The sequence below is a fragment of the Pseudomonas frigoris genome, from assembly GCF_047758635.1.
GTDB lineage: Bacteria > Pseudomonadota > Gammaproteobacteria > Pseudomonadales > Pseudomonadaceae > Aquipseudomonas > Aquipseudomonas frigoris.
This window is the reverse complement of the sequence record NZ_CP180479.1, coordinates 1,324,462-1,345,541: the sequence shown is the minus strand read 5'-3', so window position 1 is coordinate 1,345,541 and position 21,080 is coordinate 1,324,462. Positions and strand designations below refer to the sequence as shown.

Sequence of the window (21,080 nt, the reverse complement as noted above, 5' to 3'; positions counted from 1 at the left end):
GGAGGAGCGAGCTTGCTCCGGGCGGCGTTCCGACGATAGCGGCAGTTCAGTCTGCATTGATGTTGAATGTAGCGCCGCCATCGCGAGCAAGCTCGCTCCCACAACCATGCCTTTACGCCAGCTGCGCTATCATCGCCCGCTCCTCTGCGCCCGGTGTCTTGAACCTGCATGTCTATTTCTTCACCATTACCTGATGATCAACACTCACTGCCACCGGTCCTGGTCGGGCCGCTGTTGCGGCGTCTGGAACCCACGCGGCTGGTGATGTGGCTGGTGGGGTCGCGGGCATTGTCGCTGAGGTTGCGCCTGCAAGATCGCGACGCTATCCACCTCGACGCGAGTCAGTGCACGGTCATTGCGGTGGGCACCCAGGCCTTTGTTCATTTGATCGATGTGTCGCTGGACACCGCCCTGCCCTGCGACACGTTAATCGAATACGACCTGTTGATTGACGACGCTGGCGCAGGCATCGCCGATTGGGCTCCGCACTTGCTGTACGGCGACGCCCGTTGCCCAAACTTCGTCCTGCGTAAACGGGCCGATCATCTGTTGCACGGTTCTTGCCGCAAACCTCACCATCCGGCCCCGGACGGTTTGCTGTGCGTCGATCGTTTGCTGGAGGCGGAGCCGGATGCACACAAACGTCCGGCGCTGTTGATGATGAGTGGTGATCAGGTTTATGCCGACGATGTCGCGGGCCCAATGCTGCGAGCCATCCATGCCTTGATCAAGCGCTTGGGGCTGTTCGAAGAGCACCTCGAAGGCGCGGTGGTCAGTGACAGCGCCAAACTCTACGAGCACCCCGCCAGCTACTACCATCGTGCGGATTTGTTACCGGCGCTGGAAAGCAACGAAACCCTGCGCGAACGATTTTTCGGTGGAGCGCGTAAGCCGATTTTCACCAGCAGCAGTGCCGACAACCATCTGGTGACGTTCGCCGAAGTCATGGCCATGTACCTGCTGGTCTGGTCGCCGACCCCCTGGACATTGATCGCCCCGCAACCACCGGCACTGACGCCTGAAAGACGCGAGCGTTATGCGCTTGAGCAGACACGCATCGATGGCTTCAAGGCCGGTCTGGAAGGTGTCGCCCGAGCATTCGCTCACCTGCCGTGCCTGATGATTTTTGACGATCACGATATTACCGATGACTGGAATCTTTCCGCGCAATGGGAGGAAACGGCCTACGGCCATCCGTTCTCCAGACGCATCATCGGCAACGCGCTGATTGCTTATATGCTGTGCCAAGGCTGGGGCAACAACCCGGATGCGTTCGGCGCTGTGCTGAAGAAGGCCGACGGATTGAGCGCGACCGGGCATGACCGCTACCTCGACAGTGACATTCAGGACGAGTTGATTGACGAACTGCTGAGATTTCAGAACTGGCATTACGTGCTGCCCACCAGCCCGGCCATCGTGGTCCTCGACACCCGCACCCGACGCTGGCGCAGCGAGATGAACCTCAAGCAGCCCTCGGGTCTACTGGACTGGGAAGCCCTCAGCGAACTGCAACAGGAACTGCTCGATCACCCTTCGGCCATCATCGTTTCGCCGGCGCCGATCTTCGGCGTCAAACTGATCGAAACCGTGCAGCGCGTTTTCAGCTGGTGCGGTTATCCCCTGCTGGTGGACGCCGAAAACTGGATGGCCCATCGCGGCGCGGCCCAGGTGATCCTGAACATTTTCCGACACTCGCGTACACCCGGTAATTACGTGGTGCTATCAGGCGATGTGCATTATTCCTTCGTCTACGAAGTATTGATCCGACACCGCAAGGCCGGCCCGCGCATCTGGCAGATCACCAGCAGTGGCATCAAAAACGAATTCCCGCCCGCCCTGCTCGAGTGGTTCGACCGCCTCAACCGCTGGCTCTACTCGCCCCGCTCGCCACTGAACTGGCTGACCAAACGCCGACGCATGCGCATTGTTCCGCATGTCCCGGAACATGCTGAAGCGGGTGAACGGCTGTGGAATTCGGCGGGGATCGGGCAAGTGTTCTTTAATGAAAAAGGACAGCCGCAGGAAATCTATCAGCACAACTCGAACGGTTCGCCGAAGACGCGGATGGTTGCGCCTGCAAACGAAGACTGAAATGGCGAGTGACCATGAACCTCACCCGAACCCTGATCATCGGCAACTCTGGCTCAGGCAAAAGTTGGTTGGCTAAACGCTTGGCTGAACAACTTCACGCGCCGTGGACTGATCTCGACTTGATTCACTGGGAATCAGACGAAGCCAGCATCGCCCGTCCAAGCGCCGAAGCGCTGGGAATGGCACGGCTCGCGGCAGATGAAGAGCGCTGGGTGATCGAAGGCGTTTACGGCGGGATCATCAGCGAACTCTTGCCCCGGGCGACAGCACTGATCTGGCTGTGTGTTGAAGATGAGGAATGTGTTGCCAATATTCGTCAGCGAGAGGCGCAGCGGGACAAGAATGACGAGTTGTTGATTGCGTTGCTCGACTGGGCCGGCAGCTATCGTATGCGCGAAGATTCCAGTGGATTTTCCGCGCATCAGCAACTGTTCGAAGGATTTAGCGGTTCGAAACTCAAACTCAGGGATCGAGCCGAAATCACAACATTCGCGAACACCGTGTTACAAGCCGAATGACTCACACTGTTCGATCGTCCCCACGCGGAGTGGGAACGATCAATTGTGTATCAGGCCACTTTCACCGCTCGGCAAACCCCTCTGACAATCATCTCCACTTCCCGCTCATCAATCGTCAGCGGCGGCAGCAAGCGAATGGTTTTGCCCCGTGTCACGTTGATCAGCAAGCCGTGATCCCGCGCCGCGATCCGGGTCAGGTCGCGAATCGGCTGTTTGAGTTCGATGCCGATCATTAAACCCTGGCCGCGGATCTCCAGGATGTTCGGGTCGTCCGCCAATTCGATGCGCAATCTGGCCAGCAAACGCTCGCCCTGAAGTTTGGCGTTGTCCAGCAGTCCTTGTTCTTCGATGATCTCCAGCACGGTGCAACCCACGCGGCAGGCCAGTGGATTGCCGCCGAAGGTGCTGCCGTGACTGCCAGGGGTGAAGAGATCGGCCGCTTTGCCTCGGGCCAGGCAGGCGCCGATGGGAATGCCGTTGCCCAGGCCTTTGGCCAGGGTCATGACGTCGGGAACGATGCCTTCGTGCTGAAAGGCAAACCACTGGCCAGTGCGGCCAATGCCGGTCTGGATTTCGTCGAGCATCAGCAACCACGAGCGCCGAGTGCAGAGTTCGCGAATAGCTTTCAGGTAACCGGGCGGGGCCATTTGGACACCGCTTTCACCCTGAATCGGCTCCATCAGGATCGCCACGATGCGCGGGCCGTGGGCTTGCTGCACCTTGTCGAGTGCCTTGAGGTCGCCGAATGGCACTTTGACGAAATCCCCCGGCAACTCGTTGAAGCCCAGGCGCACGGCCGGGCCATCGCTGGCGGACAAAGTGCCCAAGGTCCGCCCGTGAAAGGCGTTCTCCATGACCACCACCAGCGGTTGTTCGATGCCTTTGTGCCAGCCATACAGCCGCGCCAGTTTCAGCGCGGTCTCGTTGGCTTCAGCACCGGAGTTGTTGAAGAAGGCTCGCCCCATGCCCGCCAATTGCGTCAGTTTCTGCGCCAGCCGCTGTTGCCAGTCGATGCTGTAAAGATTGGAGGTGTGCAGCAACAGGCCAGCCTGTTCACTGATGGCGGAGACGATTCTGGGGTGGGAGTGGCCGACATTGGTCACCGCCACGCCCGCCACCGCGTCCAGGTATTCACGACCGGCCTGATCCCACAGGCGCGTGCCCAGACCCTTGCTGAAACTCAAGGCCAAGGGTTGGTAAGTGGTCATCAGGCAGGCGGCGGTCATGACATCAAGCTCCATCAACGGTCGGTGTTTTGCAGTATGGTTAGCCACCTGAGCTAGATAAACGCTGCAACACTTCAATCATTTTAAAGCTGAGCTTGATAATGGATTTATTCCAGGCAATGACTGTTTACGTCCAGGTGGTGGAAACCGGCAGCATGACCGCCGCCGCGTTGCAGTGCGAAATGTCCACCACCATGGTCGGCAATCACCTGCGGGCGCTGGAGCAACGCCTGGGTGTTCGCCTGCTCAACCGTACGACGCGACGCCAGCGGTTAACGGAATTCGGCACCGCTTATTACCAGCGTTGCCTCGAAGTGCTGGGGCTGGTGGCCGATTCCGAACGGTTGGCCGAGCAGGCTCTCGATGAACCGAGCGGCACCTTGCGCATCACCGCACCGCTGACGTTCGGCACCGAAAAACTGGCACCCGCCCTGAGTGAATTCGCCCTGCTGTGTCCACGCGTCAAATTGGATGTGGTCCTCACCAATCGCCGTCCGGACCTGCTCGAAAACGGTTTCGACGTGGCATTTCGCCTGGGCAATACCGAGGAGGCCCAACTGATCGCCCGTCCACTCCTCGACTACAGCCTGACCATGTGTGCATCACCGGAGTATCTGGCGCGCAAAGGCACACCGCAGAAACCTGATGATCTGCAACACCACGACTGTCTATCCTTTGCCTATCCGGCCGGGGATGACTGGCAGTCGGTGGAAAAACATTGGCGCCTGACCGGTCCCGAGGGAGAAGTGGCGGTCGCGGTCAATGGACCGATGTTGATCAACAGTTCGGCAGGACTGCATCAAGCGGCGCGAACAGGTATGGGCATCGTGGTGTTGCCTGATGCGTTGATGGAGCAAGATCTCAAGGACGGAAAACTGGTGGCATTGATGCAGAATTACCTGCCGCCGAGCCGACCGATGAACCTGATGTATGCCCAGGATCGCTACCGTTTGCCAAAACTGCGTAGTTTCGTCGACTTTGCCTTGCAGAGATGGGGCAAGCACTAGCCGACCGAATACCCCATGCACTAATCTCCTCGACAGGCGGGTCACTTAGATATCAGGGCGGCAGGGAGTGCGGAGATGGGTGAAGCGTCGAATATCGAGCCGTTGAAGTTCAATCTGTCGGATTTGAACGAAGACATGCTGCACACCATTCTGGAACTGGTGAGCGATGGCATCTGGGACTGGAATGCCAACACCGGGTTCGTCTATCGCAACCCCGGGTGGTACGAGATGCTCGGCTACCCGCCTCATTCCCTGGATAACAACGTGTTGACCTGGGAAAACGTGATCCATCCCGACGATTACCAGCAGGTCATGGCACTGTTCGATGACTACCTGAATCAGCGCGCCCCCGGCTATCAGGCCGAGTATCGATGCCGCATGCAGGATGGCAGCTATACCTGGATCGAAGACCGTGGCTACGTACTGGCACGCAATGCCGACGGTTCGGTGGCGCGGATGGTCGGCGCGCACCGCAGCATCGACGACAAAAAGCGCCTGTTCGAAGCGCTTGAACAACGCAACCAATCCCTTGAAGCGATCGTTGAAGAACGCACCCGAGAGTTGTCTCGCGTCAATCAGCAACTGCAAATCCAACTCGAAGAAAACCGCAAACTGGCGGAAACCGACACACTGACCTCAATCGCCAATCGCTATCTTCTGGAAAAAGCCCTGCCCCAGGAATGCGAACGCGCCCAGCGCTTTCGACAACCGTTGTCGTTGATAGCCATGGACATCGACGACTTCAAGAACATCAACGATCACTATGGCCATGCGCTGGGTGATGCGGCGTTGGTGCAGGTAGTCGAGAGCGTGAAGCACTGCGTGCGTGAAGGCGATCTGCTCGCGCGTTGGGGCGGCGACGAGTTCATCCTGATCCTGCCCAATACACCATTCGTCGATGCCCGGGCCCTCGCTGAACGTATCCGCCATGGCCTCGCAAGCCTGCTACCCGTGGGGGACTTTCAAGTGACCATGAGTTTTGGCGTGGTTCAGCGCTTTGACGAAGAACAACAGACCGGACTGCTGGCCAGGGCTGATCAAGCGCTGTATCGGTCGAAGATCGCGGGCAAGAATGTGATTTCGGGGTAAGGGCTATGCCCTTCACTTCTCACATCCCCGCCTTCACCAACACCGGTTTCTCCTGATACCGATCCGCATACAGCTTTTTCAACTGCGCGACCTTCGGTAGATCGTTGATCACGATGTAGGGATAGGTCGGGTGCTCGGTCAGAAAGTCCTGATGTTCCTCCTCGGCCGGGTAAAAACCGTTGTAGGTCTCCAACTTGGTGACAATGGGTTTGTTGAACGAATGGGCGGCGTCGAGCTGGGCGATGTAGGCCTGAGCGATACGCTGCTGTTCGCTGTTTTCCGGGAAAAGCGCCGAGCGATACTGAGTGCCGCGGTCAGGTCCCTGACGGTTGAGTTCGGTAGGATTGTGAGCCACCGAAAAGTAGATTTGCAGCAAGGTGCCGTAGCTGACCTGACGGGGGTCGAAGGTGACTTCGACGGATTCCGCATGACCGGTATCGCCATTGCTGACCCGTTCGTACTGAGCGGTGTTGACTGCACCGCCGGCGTAACCGGAGACCGCTTTCTTCACTCCTTTGACATGCTGGAACACACCTTGGACGCCCCAGAAGCAACCGCCGGCGAAGACCGCCTTTTCGCTGTCGGCCTGGGTGGTTTCGTCGAGGGTGGGTGGAGGAATGATGACCGCGTCTTCCGCCGCACCGAAAGAGAACGCCAGGCATTGGCCGATGACGCCGGCAGCGGCCAGGCCCAACAGGGTGCGGCGCCAGGTGAATAGGGTTTTCATGAGACTGATTCCTGAATGAATGGAATGACGATCAACCGAACGTAAACGCATACGCCGACACTTCGGGATCGAGAAACTCGATGCTGAAAATCCGATCCGTCACGCCACCGGATTGGCGCACCAACTGGTACAAGCGTTGTTCAGTCACGCTGCCGCTGCCGTCGGGCGCCACGTCGGTACCGTGGTCTACGCCGGGGGCTTTTCCGTCAATCAACACTTTGAAACGCACCGGTTTACCGTGAGTGCCAGGCCCCAGCACCAGGTGCAGATCGCGGGCATGGAAGCGGTAGACGATGCGACTGGCCGGGCCGCTTGAAGTCGCCCGCTCCGAGCCGACATTCCATTGACCGTCCAGGCTCCAGTCGTTGAGTGCTAATTGCGATGGAGCGCTATAGGCCGACACCTTGTCCGGCATCAGGCTGGTTTCAGGCACGAAATGCTCGGCACGCTGGTAGCCGACATAGGTTTCCGGTGATTGCACTTCGTTCATGTCCGGGGCCAGTTGAACACCCTCGGCGCTGGCATTGATCAGACCGTCCGCGACCTTCACGGCACCTGCTTCGCGCAGCAGTTGCTGGATCACCCGCTCCGATTCGGCGTACTCGCCTTCGCCAAAGTGGTGATAACGAATGCGACCCTGAGCGTCGGCAAAATAGTGAGCCGGCCAGTATTCGTTGTTGAAAGCTCGCCAGATCTTGAAGTCATTATCGATGGCCACTGGGTAGTTGATGCCCAGGTCCTTCATCGCTTTGGTGACATTGCCTACGTCTCGTTCGAAAGCAAACTCGGGCGCATGGACGCCAATCACCACCAATCCCTGATCGCGGTACTTCTCGGCCCAAGCCTTCACATACGGCAGTGTGCGCAGACAGTTGATGCAGGAGTAAGTCCAGAAATCCACCAGCACGACTTTGCCCTTCAAGGCCTGCACTGTGAGCGGTGGCGAGTTGAGCCATTGCACCGCGCCGTCCAGCGATGGAAGGTTGCCTTCAATCGTCAGTGCGCCCGGCGCTTTGTCAGCCACTTTCATTGCACTTCCCGAGGCCGGAACCTGCGCCATCATCGCCCCGCTACCGTTCGGTGATTTTCCGGCCAGCCGTCCAACCAAAGCCTGCTCGATACCGCCGGTGGACGCCGTCGAAACCCGCGCCAGGATCCCGGTATCGAGCCCCAGAGCAATCGCCGCGACACCGGCCAGCATCGCGGCGCCCAGGCCTCGACGCAGCCACTCGCCAGCGCCGATGGAACGCTTCATCGCCGCGAAGACTTTCCCGCCCAGTAGCAGCGCCACCGCGAGGGAAGTTGCGGCACCCGCGGCGTAGGCCAGCAACAACAAGGTGGTTGCGATGCTTGCCCCTTGCAGCGCGGCTCCGGTCAGCAACAGACCCAGAATCGGCCCGGCACACGGTGCCCAGAGCAGGCCCGTGGCGACGCCGATCAGGAACGAAGCGCCGGGACGCGGCCGGGCATCGGCGCCCGCGGCTTCCGACAACCGGCTGCCCGCTGCCACCAGTGGCCGCGTCAGGCGCTCGGCCAGTCGCGGCAGCAACAGCGTCAGCCCGAACAGTGCAACGAACAGCAACGCGAGCCAGCGACCGTACTGATTGACTTGCACCACCCAACCGCCACCCACCGCCGCCAACGAGGCGACGAGCGCAAAGGTCAGCGCCATTCCCGCCAATAGCGGCAACCCGCTCTTCATGAACGGCTGCCCGGTGCGAGCGAAGACAAAGGGCAGTACCGGCAGGATGCACGGGCTGACAATCGTCAACACACCACCGAGATAAGCGAGGACTAGAAGCCACATAACGTCGACCTGCAAAAATGAGTGAAAGGGAGTACCCGCGGATCAAGCTGTCTTCGGCACAAAAGTCATCGCCAGGCCGTTCATGCAGTAACGCAGGCCGGTGGGTTTGGGCCCATCGTCGAAGACATGGCCCAGATGACCGCCACAACGCCGGCAGTGGACTTCTTCGCGCAGCACCCCGAAGGAACGGTCCTGACGAGTGGCCACAGCCTTGTCCAGCGGTGTCCAGAAACTCGGCCAACCGGTGCGGCTGTCGAACTTGGTCGCGGAAGAAAACAGCGGCAGGTCGCAACCGGCACAGGCAAACGTACCTTCACGGTGCTCGTTGTTCAGCGGGCTGCTGTAGGCCCGTTCGGTGCCCTCTTCGCGCAGGATTTCGTACTGCTCGGCGCTGAGCATGGCGCGCCATTCGTTGTCGCTGTGAGTCACCTCGAACACCTCTGCCGCGCTGGCATCACTGACCAGTGCAGAGCTCGCGGCAAATTTTGGCAATACACCGATGACCAGGGCTGCAGCGCCTAGCCCGCCGCTTGCTACGAGAAACTGTCGCCGTGAAATCATGGTCGTCTCCGAAAATTCCAGGTGCCTGTCATGGAACACAGCCTAGGCTTGGGTTGATCGCCAAATCCTCACGGAGAGTTAAATAATTCGTGATAACTCCGGCCCCGGAAAACCCGCACAATGCGCTCATTGCGCCGAAGGATTGAGCTTGATGGAACAGACCAAACGCGTCCTCGTGGTCGAGGACGACCTGCATATCGCCGACCTTATCTGCCTGCATCTACGCGATGAGCAGTTCGAGGTGGTGCACTGCGCCGATGGCGATGAAGGCATGCGACTGCTGCAGCAAGGAAGCTGGGACGCACTGATCCTCGACCTGATGCTGCCCGGCGTCGACGGCCTGGAAATCTGCCGCCGGGCCCGCGCCATGGCCCGCTACACACCGATCATCATTACCAGCGCGCGCTCCAGCGAAGTGCACCGGATTCTCGGGCTCGAACTCGGCGCCGACGATTACCTGGCCAAACCCTTCTCGATGCTCGAGCTGGTGGCCCGGGTCAAAGCGCTGTTGCGACGGGTCGACGCCATGGCCCGCAACCTGAAAATGGACGCCGGCAGCCTGATCACGGACGGCCTCTCCATCGACCCGATCACGCGCGATGTGTCCCTTGACGGTCGCCGCCTCGACCTCACGCCACGGGAGTTCGACCTGTTGTATTTCTTCGCCCGTCAGCCCGGCAAAGTGTTCTCGCGCATGGACCTGCTCAACGCCGTCTGGGGTTACAGCCATGAAGGCTACGAGCACACCGTCAACACTCACATCAACCGCCTGCGGGCAAAGATCGAGGCCGATCCGGCGCAACCGGCGCGCATCCTCACCGTGTGGGGACGCGGCTACAAATTCGCGGCCAGGGAGGAGCAGCCGTGAGACTGACCCTGACTCAACGCCTGTCTCTGGTGTTCGCCGTGTTGCTGCTCGTGTGCTGCGGCACGTCGGCCTGGTTGCAGGTGCGGTCCAACCAGATGCATGAGCTGGAAGTGGTGCAAGGGTTGTCGCGGGATCTGGCCCGGCACATCGCCCATGACACCGTGCTGATGGACACCAAAGGCCTGATGCCCGACGCCGTGCGCGACCTGTTCAGTCAACTGATGCTGGTAAATCCCAGTGTTGAGGTCTATCTGCTCGACACCGAGGGCCGGATTGTCGGCAGTGCTGCGCCCGAGGGTCGGATACACCGGGAGCGGGTCGATCTGGCGCCGATCCAGCGCCTGCTCAAGGGCGATGCCCTGCCGATTCTCGGCGACGATCCGCGCAGCATTGATGGCCGCAAAGTGTTCAGCGCCGCGCCATTACAGGTCAACGGCAAATCGGTGGGCTATCTCTATGTGGTGCTGCTCAGCGAAGAGCACGACCGCTTCGCCGAACGCGGCGCCACCAGCGCCGCCCTGAATACCGCGCTGTTGTCCATCGGGCTGGTGGCGTTGCTGTGCCTGATTGCCGGTCTCACGGCATTCGCCCTCATCACCCGACCTTTGCGCCGTTTGACCGAAACTGTCAGCCGCTTCGACATTGATGGCACTCCGGTAACGCCGCCGGCATCCGTCCCGGTGGAACAAGCCGCCAGCCACGATGAAATTGCCATACTCGATGCCGCCTTCCGGCAGATGCAAGCTCGCCTCGGTGAGCAATGGCGTTCATTGACCCGCCAGGATCAGGAACGCCGCGAACTGGTGGCTAACATCTCCCACGACCTGCGCACGCCTCTGGCCTCGCTGCACGGTTACCTGGAAACCTTGTCGCTCAAAGACGCCACGTTGTCCCCCACCGATCGCCGCCGTTACCTGGGCATCGCACTGGATCAAAGCCGCAAGGTGGGTGGACTGGCGCAATCGCTACTGGAACTTGTGCGCCTGGAACATGGTTTCGTGCAACCGGTGCTGGAACGTTTTTCGCTGACCGATCTGGTGCAGGACATTTTCCAGAAATTCGAACTGACGGCCGAGGCGCGTCACGTCGAACTCAAGGCCACCTTTGCACCCAATGTTTCAGCGGCCTGCGCCGACCTTGGGTTGATCGAGCGGGTGCTCACCAACCTGTTCGACAACGCCCTGCGCCACACCCCGCAAGGGGGAGAAATCGAGCTCAGCCTGCGCCGTCAAGGACCTTTTATTGAAGTCACCGTCAGCGACACCGGCCCCGGCATCACTGCCGAACTGCGCGAAGGTCTGTTCCTGCGCCCGTTCAACATTGGTGGCGCACGGCGTGACGGTGGACTGGGGTTGCGGATCGTGCACCGGATCCTGCAATTGCACGGCCGCGAGATCCAGCTGATTGACGTTCCCGGCCGCGGCGCGACCTTCCGCTTTTCGTTGCCGGTGGACCAGCAAACGGCTGAGCAATTGGCGGTTCGGTCGATGAATCTGAATACCCTGGGGAAATAGTCGACTGCCTGGGCTACAGCAACGGCTAATATCCTCGCACCCATTTCGGCAAGGACGCTGCACGATGCTCAACACCCTGCAAAATACCCCATTGTGGGTTTACGCGATTTTTCTGCTGCTGTGCTACTACGGTGTCAAAGCCCTGTCCCCGACCCGTGAAAGCAAAACTTCATTGCTCGTCACAGCGCCGATATTGCTGGGCTGGTCACTCTATTCGCTGAACCTGACGCTGAATCCGCAGCTATCGGTCAGTTGCTGGTTGGCCGCCGTCATCCTGGGCAGCCTCGCGGCGCTGCTGATTTTCCCACGCAAGGGCATTGAGCTGGATGATCCGCAAACCGGCCTGGTCGTACCGGGCACGCTAAAAACCTTGGTGCTCTATCTGCTGTTTTTTGCGGTGAACTATTACTTCGGCTACCAGGATGACGTTCACCCGGAAATGGCCACCACCCTTGAGATGTTGTTGCTCAAGGCGTCAGCTTCCGGTTTTGTCTGTGGACTGATCAGCGGTCGGGCGTTGACGTTTTACCGGCTGCTGCTGACACTTCAGGCAAAACGTCCCCCGATAGCCGCCGGTTAAAAGCCGCTGTGCCAAAAATGATGACCAGCCGCCTGTTCATCCGTGACAACGCCGCCTCGGTCCAATAGATTAGGCGGCCTGAAAAGGCCCTGTGCTTTCTCGCCTCAACCCAAGTTAAAAGAAGTAGTGAAATTTCAATGTCCGATTCCAATACCGCTGAATCCGTAGTCACCTTGTCGTCCAAAGCGGAATACGAAAACTCCATCAATCTTTCACAGCACGTGCCCCAGGCCAAGACCATCAGCGAGATGGTCCTGGACGCTTTCCAGTCCACCCGGGAAAGCGACCAGATCCGTGAGCTGCGCGCCGCGATTCGCCAGGCTCACGACAGCTTCGACGACGATAAAGCCTACGACTTGATGGGCGAACTCAAGCAGCTCAAGGACGCCGAGGCTGCCGACATCGCAGCCCTGGAAGACTTGAGCAGCAAATTCCCGATCAGCCGGATTCTCTCCAGTTTCAAGGACGACCCGGCATTTCAGGAATTGGTCTATGGCCTCGCACTGAAAGTGCTGAACCAGACCCACCAGGCCATCAGCAACCCGAGCAGTGGCAAAAGCAAGGCTGCTCGCGCCAAGAAAGATGTCGAAGTGTTCACCATCAGCAAAGACGGGATCAGCGTGACGCTGCCGCTGCGCACCCCGCGTTCGCGACTGAACGTTGACCGTGAAGCGCTGGAGTTCCTGGGTTTCACCTTCGTCGGTGAAGGCGAAGAAGCGGAACTGGAAAGCGAGACGTTCCTGGACAATGCCGGGGCCGAACAAGCGGTTAACCGCAAGAACATCATCACCGCGCTTCAGCAGCAAACCGCGTTCGATGGCTACAGCATCGCCGCGCAGTAACATACGCCGTCGATGACTGAAAAGGCCCGCACTGAGATTCAACGCGGGCCTTTCTATTGCCAGCAGGTTCATCGTTAGAGCGTTGATGGCCGTATCGCCACGATCATGTCAACTTCAATGGCTGCGTCTTTCGGCAGTTGATAAACGCCGATCGTGGTTCGTGTATGTTTACCGGCATCGCCCAGTACATGACTGAAAACGTCCGACGCACCGTTGGCCACTTCGCTCAAATCGACAAAATCCGCGGTGGACTTTATGTATACCGTGACGCGCAATAGCGACTTGATTTTGTCCAGCGAACCGATGGAATCAACAATCAATGCCAGACCGCGCAACGCACTGATGCTGGCAGCGCTCTGTGCATCTGCCAGCGTCAGATCCAGGCCTACCCTGCCCGGATACTGAATTTCACCATTCATCCGCGGCACCAGACCGCTGATATAAAGCTGATCGTGATGCCGCACCAACAGCGCGTAATGCCCGCCGGCCGTATTCTCACCGTAGATGTCGTAACCGAGCTCTTTTGCCAGCGCGATGAATCGTTCATCACAGGTCATGTGTTCAGTCATCTCTCCCCCTCGATCAAAAATTGGATCCATTTTTTTGACAGATTAGCCCAAAGATCTCGATTCGGGGGCCGGCCTATGAAAATCAGCTTGGATCAAATTGATGTCCCTTAGATTCCAAAACGATTGAACTGACGAGCGAACACCTGAATGCCCCGCCCTCGAAAGAAGTGCGGGGCTTTTTTTGTTCACGCGCGGTTGCTACCCGGTGCGTCGAGCACCTTTAGCACGTCATCGATGATCGCTTTGCTCATATCCTGCAAAAAATGCGACGCCCAGGCATGGCGGTCTGTATCGCGAACCATGGCGGCGTCTGATGCAAGGTGTTTGGCGACGTGGAGCAGATCAGAGGCGTGGGAGAGGGCTTGAATCACCGGGACGCCGGCGTTTATGCGGAATAGTGGTTTGTTAGCGTGATAGGAAAAGGGGGTGAGGCCAATGGTTGTTAGGTCTTGGGGATTGGTCATTGGGCACCTCCTGTGATTGGACGGAGGTGGGTTATTACCTTTGGATCTGAGGTGCAAGTTTCGAACGTATCGATTGCGTACATTTTGGGAACTCCTTTTAGTAGCGATTTTGCGACCGGATTCACTAACCCGGTCACAGAGCGGAAAGCAACGGTTTTAAGGGCTTAAAGCACTAACATTCCGCAATACCTGTAAGCCGATGGCAGTGAGAAACGTCCGTCTTGATCAGAGCAAGTTTGTATAGAATCGAACGAACTTTATTGCCGGAGAGACCAGTAAAATTCAGATTCAACGCGCAGTCATCGCCACCATCGAGTTCCAGCCTGGCGTGCCGCTGGTCCAGCAGATCGTCGATCAGTTGTCGGTGGCGATCAGCCAGGGCGGGCTGTCTCACGGGACCAAACTACCGTCAATCCGCGAACTTTCCGAGTTGATGAACGTGGGCAAATCCACGGTGGTGGATGCTCTGGACCGCTTGCGGGCCAAGGGTTTGGTGGTTTCACGCCAGGGCTCGGGGCATTACGTGCACCGTTTCAGCACCCCGATCAAGACCGATGCCGGCCCGGACCTGCAACCTCAAGACACGCTCAGCGTGGTCCGCCGCGCGGTGCTGCTGGACAATGGCGCGCTGCGCCCTGGGGGCGGTTTCCTGCCGTCCTCGTGGCTGCCGGCTGAAGAGTTGCTTAAAGCCGTGCGCGGCACGTTGCGCGCAACCTCCCTGCGCATGGGCGAATACGGCGTCGCCGGCGGTTACCTGCCGCTACGCGAGGCGTTGCGGGTCAAGTTGTCGGCCTTGGGTATCGAAGTGCCGGTGGACCAGATCATCACCACGGCCAACACCGTGCAGGCCATCGACATGCTGATGCGCCTGCTGGTCAAACCCGGCGACACCGTGCTGCTCGACGATCCGTGTTACTTCACCATGCACACCAACCTGGCGTTGCATGGTGCCAAGGTCATCACCATCCCCCGCGGGAGTGACGGCATGGACCTTGAGGCCTTCGAGCGACTGCTGATTGCCCATCGTCCCGTGCTCTACATGACCAACAATACCTTGCACAACCCGACCGGGCATTCGTTCTCCCCGGCGCAGGTTTATCGCTTGCTGGAGTTGAGCCACCGCTATGGTTTCCACATCGTCGAAGACGATTTGTATTGCGACTTGCAGCAACGAAGCACGCCGCGTCTGGCAGCGGGCGGGCTGGACAATGTCAGTTACGTATCCGGTTTCTCCAAAACCCTGACGGCTAACAGCCGCGTCAGCTACGCGGTACTGTCACCGCAACTGGCTGCGCGGCTGGTTGCGCTCAAAATGGCCTGCGGTGGCATGACGTCGGAACTGGCGGAGCAGATTATCTGCACGATGCTCAGTGATGGCAGCTATGCCAAACATACCCGGCGCACGGTGGATCGGCTTTACGAGTCGAGCAGTCGGGTGACGAGTTGGCTGGAGGAGGCAGGTTGCTCGGTGTCTTCGCTGCCGGGAGAAGGGTTGTTTATCTGGACGCGTCTGCCCGAAGGGCTGCATGCCGAAACACTGGCAAGGAAAGGCCTGGAAATCGACCTTGTACTGGCGCCCGGCACCCTGCTCAGCAAAGCGCCGAGCGCTAGCCACTTCCTGCGTTTCAACGTGGCGCATAGCGATAACACCCAGGTGCGGGAACGGTTTTTTCGGTTGCTTGATAGCTGAGCATTCTTGATACACCGCGGTGAGGCCTTCGCGAGCAAGCCCGCTCCCACATTTGATCGGCGTTGCCAGCACTTTTGTGACCGGCGCCAAACTAATGTGGGAGCGGGCTTGCTCGCGAAAGCGGCGACACGGTCCACCAGACAATCCCCAACAAAAAGCCCCGCACTTCTCTCGAAGGCGGGGCTTTTCTTTGCAGCCTCTAAACCTTAAGGCGCGTACGTCAGCAACAGCTCACTCGGCACTTTAAAGTCCAGCGACATCATCACGCTCAACGCGGTAATGGTGAAGATCGAGAACACGAACAGCTTGCGTGCCCAGACCGTGTCATCCACTGCCTTGTAACCGGTCCAGGCCATGTACAACCAGTACATGCCCATGGCCGCGGCGACGGCGAGGTAGCTCATGCCGGCGTAGCCGCTGAAGGTCAGCATCAAGGTCGCCACGAGGAACGCCAGGATGTAGAGCAGGATGTGCTTCTTCGCCACTTCAATCCCGCGCTTCACCGGCAACACCGGAATCGATGCAGCCAGGTAATCGTTGAAGCGGAAGATTGCGATGGCGTAGGAATGCGGCATCTGCCACAGGCTGAACATCACCAGCAACGTCAGTGCGGCCATGTCGAAGCTGTTCGTCACAGCGACGTAGCCAATCACCGGCGGCATGGCGCCCGACAGACTGCCCACCAGCGTGCCGTGAACCGACTTGCGCTTGAGGTACAGGCTGTAGAAACCGACGTAGATGACAAAGCCAATCACCGCGAACAAAGCGGCCAATGGGTTGGCCACTTTGTACAACAGTGCAACGCCGAAAACACCCAGGACGGTCGCAAACGCCAGGGCCAGTTTCAGGGAGATCAAGCCCTGGACCAGCGCCCGGTTTTTGGTGCGTTCCATCTTCAGGTCGATGTCGCGGTCGATGCAGTTGTTGAACACGCAACCGGAAGCCACCACCAGCGACGTGCCGATCATGGCGGCCAGGAAAATGGCCAGATCGACATGCCCTTTCGAGGCCAGGAAAAATCCGCCCGCCACAGAAAGCACGTTACCGAAAATGATCCCCGGTTTGGTGATTTGGATAAAGTGCTTAAAGGACATCCGGACTTTCCTCAGTGCGCCATCATGTTGGTGTGGATGCTGTACATGATCCACAGCGACAGGCCTACCAACAGAACGATTACCAGTGCAGCGAAGACAAACGCGATCACGTTGTTACGCTGGGCAGCGGAGCGGTCCAGGTGGAGGAAGTACACCAGGTGCACGAGCACCTGGATCACTGCGAAGGCCAGTACGATCCACAGGGTCAGGGCTTTCGGCAGCGATGGGTACATCACCAGGCCGAAAGGAATGACCGTCAGGATCACCGACAGAATGAAACCGATAGCGTAAGACTTGACGCTGCCGTGGCTGGCGTCGTGGCTATCGTGGGAATGAGCGTTAGCCATTTACATAGTCCCCATCAGATAAACAACGGTGAATACGCAGATCCACACCACGTCCAGGAAGTGCCAGAACAGGCTCAGACAGCTCAGACGGGTCTTGTTGGTCGCCGTCAGGCCGTTTTTCTGCACCTGATACATCATGATCGCCATCCAGATCAGACCGCTGGTCACGTGCAGACCGTGGGTGCCGACCAGGGTGAAGAACCCGGACAGGAAGCCGCTGCGGCTAGGACCGAAGCCCTCGGAGATCAGCATGTGGAACTCGTTGATCTCCATGCCGATGAAGCCGGCACCGAACAGGAAGGTCATGCCCAGCCAGCCCAGGACCTGGTTCTTCTTGCCCTTGAACAACGCCAGCATGGCGAAGCCGTAGGTGATCGAACTGAACAGCAGCAGAGCGGTTTCGCCCAGTACGTACGGCAGTTCGAAGATGTCGTGGCCCGACGGGCCACCCGCTACGTTGTTAACCAGTACCGCGTACGCCGCGAAGATCGACGCAAACAGAATGCAGTCGGTCATCAGGTAGAGCCAGAAACCGAATACGGTCATCTCGCCCGAGTCGTGGTGATGGTCGTCGTGCCCATGGTCCGTGCCATGGGCGTGTCCAGCAGTGGTCACTAAGTTCGACATGGTTTAAGCCTGTTCCAACGAGGTTTCAACACGGGTGGCAGTGGCTGGAACTTTCCCGGCCGCTACCAGACGCTTGTGCTGCTCGGCTTCGATGCGCTCGATCACGTCGACCGGCACCATATAGCCCTGATCATCGCGGGCAGCGTGGATCACGAAGTAGCCCACGGTGCCAACCAGGCCAACGATGGCCAACCACCAGATGTGCCAGATCATCGCGAAACCGAACACGGTCAACAGAGCACCCATGACCACACCGGTCGCGGTGTTGTTTGGCATATGGATCGGTTCGTAACGGGCCGGAGCCTTGTACGCGGTACCGTTTTCCTTGGCTTCGGTGAACGGATCGATGGTGTCCGCTTTTGGCAGCACGGCAAAGTTGTAGAACGGTGGTGGCGACGAGGTCGACCATTCCAGCGTGTGCGCATTCCACGGGTCACCGTGATCGCACATGTTTTCCGGCTTGTTGCGATCACGCACGCTGACGTACAGCTGAATCAGCTGGCAGGCGATACCGGCCGCGATCATCACCGCACCGAACATGGCGACGTACAGGTACGGCACCCACTCAGGGTTGGTGGTGGCGTTCAGACGACGGGTCATGCCCATGAAGCCCAGTGCATAGAGCGGCATGAACGCGACGAAGAAGCCAGAAATCCAGAACCAGAACGCTGCCTTGCCCCAACCTTCGTGCAGCTTGAAGCCGAACGCTTTAGGGAAGTAGAAGCCGAAGCCTGCGATGTAGCCGAATACCGCGCCGCCGATGATCACGTTGTGGAAGTGAGCGATCACGAACAGGCTGTTGTGCAGGACGAAGTCCGCACCCGGAATGGCCAGCAGTACGCCGGTCATGCCGCCGATGGCGAAGGTCACCATGAAGCCCAGGGTCCACAGAACCTGGCTGGTGAAACGCAGACGCCCTTGGTAAATGGTGAACAGCCAGTTGAATAGCTTCACCCCCGTCGGGATCGAAATCAGCATCGTCGCCAGACCGAAGAAGGCGTTGACGCTGGCACCCGAACCCATGGTGAAGAAGTGGTGCAGCCAGACCATGAAGCCCAGGATCGAGATCGCGCCCGATGCGTAGACCATCGAGTGGTGGCCGAACAGACGCTTGCCGGTGAAGGTCGAGATGACTTCGGAGAAGATCCCGAACGCCGGCAGAATCAGGATGTAAACCTCGGGGTGACCCCAGGCCCAGAACAGGTTGACGTACATCATCGGATTGCCACCAAGTTCATTGGTGAAAATGTGGAAATCCATGTAACGGTCAAGCGTCAGCAGTGCCAGGGTAGCGGTCAGGATCGGGAACGAGGCCACGATCAGGACGTTGGCCCAGGTGCAGGTCCAGGTGAAGATCGGCATGTCCATCAGCTTCATGCCCGGGGTACGCATTTTCAGCACGGTGGCCAGGAAGTTGACCCCCGTCAGCGTCGTACCCAACCCGGATAGCTGTAGCGCCCAGATGTAGTAATCCATCCCCACGCCAGGGCTGTATTGCAGGCCCGACAGCGGCGGATAGGCAACCCAGCCGGTCTTGGCGAATTCGCCGACGCCCAGGGACAGGTTGATCAGCACCACGCCAGACACCAGCAGCCAGAAGCTCAGGGAGTTCAGGAACGGGAAGGCCACGTCACGCGCGCCGATCTGCAGCGGCACTGCAAGGTTCATCAGGCCGGTGAAGAATGGCATCGCCATGAAGATGATCATGATCACACCGTGAGCGGTGAAGATCTGGTCATAGTGTTCAGGCGGCAGGTAGCCAGGCGAACCCTCGGTGGCCATGGCCAACTGGGTACGCATCATCATGGCGTCGGCAAAACCGCGCAGCAGCATGACCATGGCAACGATGATGTACATCACGCCGATTTTCTTGTGGTCGACCGAGGTCAGCCACTCGGACCACAGATAGGTCCACTTCTTGAAATAGGTGATTGCAGCGAACAGCGCCAGACCACCGAGCGCGATCATGGCGATGGTTATCATCACGATCGGTTCGTGGAACGGGACCGCTTCCCAACTTAATTTACCAAACATCGTTTACTCCTCTGCCCCGGCAGCTGAATGCGAACTCATGTCCATCCCTTCCATGGCGGCCATTTCGTGCTCTTTTTTCTCGTGGTGCATCGGCTTGCCCGGATTCATGCCTTCGTACTTGTCGACGATGATCTGGAACAGGTTTGGCGTAACCGAGGAGTAGAGCTCGACTGGGTTGTTCTGGCTTGGCTTGGAAAGGGCTTCGTATTCAGCTTTTTCAAGCTGTTTAGGTGCCTTTTTGACTTCGCTGACCCAGGCGTCGAAATCTTCCTGAGAGGTGGCGATAGCTTTGAATTTCATGCCGGTGAAACCAGCGCCGCTGTAGTTGGCGGAGATACCGTCCATTTCAGCGTTCTGGTTGGCGATCAGGTGCAGTTTGGTCTGCATGCCGGCCATCGCGTAGATCTGGCCGCCCAGGGCCGGGATGAAGAACGAGTTCATCACGGAGTCCGAAGTCACCTTGAAGTTGATCGGCGTGTGCGCCGGGAACACGATCTTGTTGACGGTGGCGATGCCTTGTTCCGGGTAGATGAACATCCACTTCCAGTCCAGGGCGACTACTTCAATGGTGATCGGCTTGACGTCGGATTCCAGCGGCTTGTAAGGATCCAGCGCGTGGGTCGACTTGTAGGTGACATAACCCAGGGCAATGATGATCAGCACTGGAACAGCCCACACCGCGATTTCGATCTTGGTGGAGTGCGACCATTTCGGCGTGTAGACAGCGTCGGTGTTGGACGCGCGGTATTTCCAGGCGAACAGGAAGGTCATGACGATGACCGGAACCACGACCAACAGCATCAGCAGCGTTGCGGTGATGATCAGGTTTCGCTCGTCCAGGCCGACCTGGCCCTTGGGATCGAGCAAGGTCATGTTGCAGCCTGACAGCAACAACGTGCCGATCAGCGGCAATAAGCCTAGTAGTCTGGGGTACCTGTTTTTACTCATCTCACGACCTCTAAAGCAGCTTGCGCAATGCAGTTGGGTTTTGATCGCCAACACTTCACCCTGCCAAGGGTTGGCATTTTTCTTGGATTGAATAAGTGGCTGCCCGTCGCGCGTCAGACGCTGTTCGACAAATCCTGGGCTAGCGTTGCGTTCTTATTCGAATTCGTGGTCAAAGGCCTTGTTACAGACCAATTCCATTTGGTGCGGATAATTGGAAGGCACCGACACCTGGGAGTCGCATGAAGCCATTCGGCCTCTCGACGCCCTATTCCTGCTCAGGGATGAGCAGTGCCGGGATTTCAGTGCGGGCGATTGTAGATATGTAACGTTTTATAAACCATGTCTCATCCCGAAATAATTTTTATCCATTCCAGCAACAATCATTAACGGTATTTGCAAAAGTGCGCCATGGTATCGAAATTCATTCTCAACAAAAACACCAAAAATTGTAGGTCTACCTCAGGTAGTTCAGACAGT

General features: G+C 58.4%; 20 protein-coding genes. 9 read left to right on the top strand and 11 right to left on the bottom strand.

The window, feature by feature from the left end:
- Positions 1-168 precede the first annotated feature (168 nt).
- Together ACMXYH_RS06055 and ACMXYH_RS06050 are read left to right on the top strand one after the other, a co-directional pair.
- The gene (locus ACMXYH_RS06055; RefSeq protein ID WP_415766592.1) at positions 169-2,091 is read left to right on the top strand and encodes an alkaline phosphatase D family protein; all 1,923 of its coding nucleotides are present in this window, start codon (positions 169-171) and stop codon (positions 2,089-2,091) included.
- 14 nt (positions 2,092-2,105) lie between these two features.
- Positions 2,106-2,609, top strand: coding sequence for an adenylate kinase (locus tag ACMXYH_RS06050; RefSeq protein ID WP_415766591.1), 504 nt, complete (start codon positions 2,106-2,108; stop codon positions 2,607-2,609).
- 50 nt (positions 2,610-2,659) lie between these two features.
- On the opposite strand, the gene ACMXYH_RS06045 is transcribed toward ACMXYH_RS06050, so the two are convergent.
- Positions 2,660-3,835 carry an aspartate aminotransferase family protein gene (locus tag ACMXYH_RS06045; RefSeq protein WP_415766590.1) on the bottom strand — a complete coding sequence of 392 codons (1,176 nt, stop codon included), beginning with the start codon at positions 3,833-3,835 and terminating at the stop codon, positions 2,660-2,662.
- A gap of 101 nt (positions 3,836-3,936) precedes the next feature.
- Here ACMXYH_RS06045 and ACMXYH_RS06040 point away from each other — a divergent pair, with 101 nt between their 5' ends.
- The gene (locus ACMXYH_RS06040; protein WP_415766589.1) at positions 3,937-4,842 is read left to right on the top strand and encodes a LysR family transcriptional regulator; all 906 of its coding nucleotides are present in this window, start codon (positions 3,937-3,939) and stop codon (positions 4,840-4,842) included.
- Between the two features lie 75 nt (positions 4,843-4,917).
- Positions 4,918-5,931 carry a sensor domain-containing diguanylate cyclase gene (locus tag ACMXYH_RS06035; RefSeq protein WP_415766588.1) on the top strand — a complete coding sequence of 338 codons (1,014 nt, stop codon included), beginning with the start codon at positions 4,918-4,920 and terminating at the stop codon, positions 5,929-5,931.
- A gap of 19 nt (positions 5,932-5,950) precedes the next feature.
- Here ACMXYH_RS06035 and msrA read toward each other — a convergent pair whose 3' ends face one another.
- From msrA to msrB, 3 genes are read right to left on the bottom strand one after another with little or no spacing between them, the layout of a single operon-like run.
- On the bottom strand, positions 5,951-6,658 hold the full coding sequence (msrA, locus tag ACMXYH_RS06030; RefSeq protein WP_129438249.1) for a peptide-methionine (S)-S-oxide reductase MsrA: 708 nt from the start codon (positions 6,656-6,658) through the stop codon (positions 5,951-5,953).
- A 31-nt stretch (positions 6,659-6,689) separates the two neighbouring features.
- Positions 6,690-8,465, bottom strand: a complete 1,776-nt coding sequence (locus ACMXYH_RS06025; RefSeq protein WP_415766587.1) for a cytochrome c biogenesis protein DipZ — start codon at positions 8,463-8,465, stop codon at positions 6,690-6,692.
- Between the two features lie 42 nt (positions 8,466-8,507).
- Positions 8,508-9,026: a peptide-methionine (R)-S-oxide reductase MsrB gene (gene msrB, locus ACMXYH_RS06020; protein ID WP_415766586.1), complete on the bottom strand. Its 519-nt coding sequence runs from the start codon at positions 9,024-9,026 to the stop codon at positions 8,508-8,510.
- 151 nt (positions 9,027-9,177) lie between these two features.
- On the opposite strand from msrB, the gene ACMXYH_RS06015 reads away from it, so the two are divergent.
- The 4 genes from ACMXYH_RS06015 to ACMXYH_RS06000 all read left to right on the top strand — a co-directional run bounded on the left by ACMXYH_RS06015 (position 9,178) and on the right by ACMXYH_RS06000 (position 12,830).
- Positions 9,178-9,894, top strand: coding sequence for a response regulator transcription factor (locus ACMXYH_RS06015; protein WP_123365373.1), 717 nt, complete (start codon positions 9,178-9,180; stop codon positions 9,892-9,894).
- A complete protein-coding gene (locus ACMXYH_RS06010) occupies positions 9,891-11,408 on the top strand; it encodes a sensor histidine kinase (RefSeq protein ID WP_129438255.1) in 1,518 nt (505 codons plus the stop codon). The genes ACMXYH_RS06015 and ACMXYH_RS06010 overlap by 4 nt, the downstream gene beginning before the upstream one ends.
- 64 nt (positions 11,409-11,472) lie before the next feature.
- Positions 11,473-11,988, top strand: a complete 516-nt coding sequence (locus ACMXYH_RS06005; RefSeq protein ID WP_415766585.1) for a hypothetical protein — start codon at positions 11,473-11,475, stop codon at positions 11,986-11,988.
- A 137-nt stretch (positions 11,989-12,125) separates the two neighbouring features.
- The gene (locus tag ACMXYH_RS06000) at positions 12,126-12,830 is read left to right on the top strand and encodes a hypothetical protein (RefSeq protein WP_129438257.1); all 705 of its coding nucleotides are present in this window, start codon (positions 12,126-12,128) and stop codon (positions 12,828-12,830) included.
- A gap of 74 nt (positions 12,831-12,904) precedes the next feature.
- On the opposite strand, the gene ACMXYH_RS05995 is transcribed toward ACMXYH_RS06000, so the two are convergent.
- Both ACMXYH_RS05995 and ACMXYH_RS05990 read right to left on the bottom strand, forming a co-directional pair.
- Positions 12,905-13,399: a RidA family protein gene (locus tag ACMXYH_RS05995; protein ID WP_129445070.1), complete on the bottom strand. Its 495-nt coding sequence runs from the start codon at positions 13,397-13,399 to the stop codon at positions 12,905-12,907.
- A 185-nt stretch (positions 13,400-13,584) separates the two neighbouring features.
- Positions 13,585-13,863, bottom strand: a complete 279-nt coding sequence (locus ACMXYH_RS05990; RefSeq protein ID WP_415766584.1) for a DUF3077 domain-containing protein — start codon at positions 13,861-13,863, stop codon at positions 13,585-13,587.
- Between the two features lie 280 nt (positions 13,864-14,143).
- Here ACMXYH_RS05990 and ACMXYH_RS05985 point away from each other — a divergent pair, with 280 nt between their 5' ends.
- Entirely contained in the window at positions 14,144-15,553 is a 1,410-nt protein-coding gene (locus ACMXYH_RS05985) for a PLP-dependent aminotransferase family protein (RefSeq protein ID WP_415767658.1), read from the top strand.
- 206 nt (positions 15,554-15,759) lie between these two features.
- Here the strand turns inward: ACMXYH_RS05985 and cyoE are convergent, their stop codons facing one another.
- Genes cyoE through cyoA form a run of 5 tightly spaced genes read right to left on the bottom strand, consistent with a single transcriptional unit; the run spans position 15,760 to position 20,603 of the window.
- Positions 15,760-16,647 carry a heme o synthase gene (gene cyoE / locus ACMXYH_RS05980; protein WP_008147631.1) on the bottom strand — a complete coding sequence of 296 codons (888 nt, stop codon included), beginning with the start codon at positions 16,645-16,647 and terminating at the stop codon, positions 15,760-15,762.
- Positions 16,648-16,658: 11 nt separating this feature from the next.
- Positions 16,659-16,994, bottom strand: a complete 336-nt coding sequence (gene cyoD, locus ACMXYH_RS05975) for a cytochrome o ubiquinol oxidase subunit IV (RefSeq protein WP_033061037.1) — start codon at positions 16,992-16,994, stop codon at positions 16,659-16,661.
- A complete protein-coding gene (locus ACMXYH_RS05970; protein WP_008147627.1) occupies positions 16,995-17,621 on the bottom strand; it encodes a cytochrome o ubiquinol oxidase subunit III in 627 nt (208 codons plus the stop codon).
- A 3-nt stretch (positions 17,622-17,624) separates the two neighbouring features.
- Positions 17,625-19,655 carry a cytochrome o ubiquinol oxidase subunit I gene (gene cyoB, locus ACMXYH_RS05965; protein WP_129438263.1) on the bottom strand — a complete coding sequence of 677 codons (2,031 nt, stop codon included), beginning with the start codon at positions 19,653-19,655 and terminating at the stop codon, positions 17,625-17,627.
- 3 nt (positions 19,656-19,658) lie between these two features.
- Positions 19,659-20,603: a ubiquinol oxidase subunit II gene (gene cyoA, locus ACMXYH_RS05960; RefSeq protein WP_008147621.1), complete on the bottom strand. Its 945-nt coding sequence runs from the start codon at positions 20,601-20,603 to the stop codon at positions 19,659-19,661.
- Between the last annotated feature and the right edge of the window lie 477 nt (positions 20,604-21,080).